Source organism: Streptomyces sp. NPDC096193 (assembly GCF_040302905.1).
GTDB lineage: Bacteria > Actinomycetota > Actinomycetes > Streptomycetales > Streptomycetaceae > Streptomyces.
Map to the genome: position 1 here is coordinate 1 of NZ_JBEOSJ010000066.1, position 2,087 is coordinate 2,087.

Genomic DNA, 2,087 nt, shown 5'->3' on the forward strand with positions numbered 1-2,087 from the left:
GACACCGAGGGCAAGGCCACCACCTTCGGCTACGACGGGGACGGCCGCGTCGTGAAGATCACCACGCCCGAGGGTCGGGTCACGGTCTTCAGCTACGACGACCAGAACCGCGTCACGTCCATGCTCCGAGCAACGGACTTCAACGGATCCGGCCACACCGGCCCGACCTACACCTACGGCTACTCCGCGAGCACGCCGTCGGCGGCGGGAACGACGACGGTCACCGACCCGGAGCAGCACGCCACGAAGTACGAGCACGACGGCGAGGGCAAGGTCGGCAAGGTGACCGACGCTCTCGGGCACTCGCGGTCAAAGACGTTCGACGCCAACAACAACGTCCAGACCGCCACCGACGCGATGGGCACAGGCGGGACCGGTGGCAATGTGACCACCTACGGCTGGGACGGCCGCAACAACCCGACCTCCGCCAAGCTGCCCACCGGCGCGACCTCCTCGCTCACCGGCTACCAGACCAAGTCCGGTGCCGATCTGCCCGGTTCGATGACGACCGCCGACAACGAGAAGACCGACTACACCTACGACGATGCCGGCAACACCAAGTCGGTGGCGGTCACCGGCACCGGCGGCGGTTCGGAGACGTACGACTACAACACCTCCAGCCCCACCTGCGGCGGCTTCGAGGGCCAGCGCTGCAAAGCCACCACGAAAATGACGGGCACGAAGTCGGTTGCCACGTCGTTCCACTACGACGCCAAGGGCAACCTCGACAAGGTCACCCCGCCCGCCCCGCTTGGGCAGACGACCTACACCTACGACGGCCTGGGCCGCCCGAAGACCGTCAAGGACGGGCGCGGGGTCACCACCCTGTACGAGTACGACCACCGCGACCGGATCACGAGGGTCGACACGTCCGGCTACGCGACCGTCACCTACTCCTACGACGGTGACGGCAACCTCAAGCAGCGATCCGACCGCTCGGGCGTCATCGCGTACGACTTCGACCCGCTGTCCCGCGAGACGATCCGCACCCTGCAGAACGGGTCGCAGACCAAACTCACGTACACCCCGGCGGGCAATGTCGACACCTACCAGGACCCGGCCGGAGTCACCGACTACACCTGGAACGAGGTCAACAGTCTCAAGGAGCTGACGACTCCGACGGGCAAGAAGACCACGTACACCTACAACAACAACGACATCCGCACCAAGACGACCTACCCCGGCGGCACGGTCCACGAAGTGACGCCGGACAAGTCCGGCCGCCCGGAAAAGATCAAAGCCACCTCGCCCCAGGGCACCCTCGTCGACCTCTCCTACTCCTACTCCAACGCGGGCAAGGACGGCGGGAAGATACGCACCAAGACCGACGCCGTCGCCGGGCTGAAGACCAGCTACACCTACGACAGCGCCGGCCGCTTCTCGTACGCGAAGGAGGAGAAGGGCAGCACGCTCACCTCCTCCTGGCAGTACTGCTACGACATGGCCGGAAACCTCACCTCCCAGGGCACCGACCCCGGCTGCCCGCGCGGCACCACGTACACCATCAACGACGCCCAGCAGATCACCGCCAAGAACGGCGACGCGAGCGGCTGGTCCTACGACAAACTCGGCAACGAAACCGCCGGCGCTCCCACGCCGGAACGGGTCCGCACAGCCGAGAAGTGGTCGGACTACTCCCAGCTCACCTCGATCACCGTCGGCGGCACGACATACGCCGGTCAGTACGGCTCCACCGACCAGAGCGAGCGCATCAAGCTCGGCGACACGTTCTTCCACAACGGACCCCTCGGACTGTCCGCGAAGTCGACGGCCGGAGTCGACATGGGATTCAACCGGGAACCCGGGGGCACCCTGAACTCCATGACGACCGGGGGCAAGACGTACTACTACCTCACCGACGCCATCGGATCCGTCGTCGCGCTCACCGACGACACCGGCGCCAAGGCGAACACGTACGCCTACAGCCCCCGCGGCGTCCGCATCCTCGCCACCACGACCGAAAACGTCCCCCAGCCCTACCGGTTCGCCGGCGGCTACCAGGACCCCACCGGCCTCTACCACTACGCGGCCCGCTACTACGACCCCAACATCGGCCGCTTCACCCAACCCGACCCCTCCGGCCAGGA

The 2,087-nt window shown here is 66.6% G+C and carries 1 protein-coding gene; it reads left to right on the forward strand.

All coding sequences use genetic code 11. The features are described from left to right. Positions 1-2,087 (forward strand): RHS repeat-associated core domain-containing protein (locus ABTX78_RS36060; protein WP_352210976.1); only part of this gene is annotated, 2,087 nt, incomplete at both ends.